1 pseudogene is annotated in these 883 nt (G+C 39.4%); it reads left to right on the top strand.

Features of this window, described 5'->3' with window-relative positions:
- Positions 1 to 38 precede the first annotated feature (38 nt).
- Positions 39 to 883 (top strand): annotated as a pseudogene (gene ppcA, locus KH893_RS11065) (phosphoenolpyruvate carboxylase); the annotation flags it as partial.

Genomic DNA, 883 nt, shown 5'->3' with positions numbered 1-883 from the left:
ACATATGAAAATGCAGCATCGCGCTGAAGGAGACGTTCATGCAGAAAATTGATAGAAAAATTCCTAATATTATGGGTACGCAACATCCTGATAATGCAGGAGTTCCTTTTTTTAAGAGCGATCAGAGTAAAAATCCTTTTATCACTGCATATAAGGAAGTCGATGAAGCTTTTAATAATTTCGCTGTTTTGGATACTGATGAGTATATGTGGGATTGGGAAGGCAAACATGCCGATGCCGCTGTAATCGATCGTTTATATTCTGAACATTACGATTATTTTAAAAAACATCAGCTTGGCCGTGATAAATTTCTAACTTTCCGTTTGCCGAATATTTGGGAAGAAAAAGGTTATAGCCTGATGCAGGCAATGGCAACAATGCTCTCGGCCGAGGATTTTGCCAGAGACTAGTCTTTTGAACAGCGCCCTTTGTTTGAAGCGATTCTGCCAATGGCTCAGACAGCTGAACAGTTAGTTGAAATCGAAGATAAGTTCTCAAAATTAGCCCATTTTAAATCTGACGAATTTACAAGTGGCTCAAATAATACTGACCATATTGAAATGATTCCTTTATTCGAGGGATTTAAGACCCAACTTCATTCGCCGGAAATTTTAAAAGAGTATCTACGCTTGTATAAGAAACGGACTGGACAGTCTCTTCCTTATCTGCGTGTTTTTTTGGCCGGTTCCGATTCCGCTTTAAGCAATGGATTTATGAATTCTATTATTGGCAACAAACTTGCCTTGACGCGTTTGTCAGAGTTTTCCGATCAAAGTGGTGTACCGATTTTTCCGATCGCCGGAACTGGTTCGACAATTTTTCGCGGTGGTTTATCGCCGAAATGGATCAAACGCTATCTACAAGAATTTCCTGGTTTAAAAAC

The organism is Liquorilactobacillus sicerae (assembly GCF_029916425.1).
In the GTDB taxonomy this organism is placed as follows: Bacteria; Bacillota; Bacilli; order Lactobacillales; family Lactobacillaceae; genus Liquorilactobacillus; species Liquorilactobacillus sicerae.
Note: the sequence above shows the minus strand (reverse complement) of the source record. Positions and strands in the feature narration are given on the sequence as shown.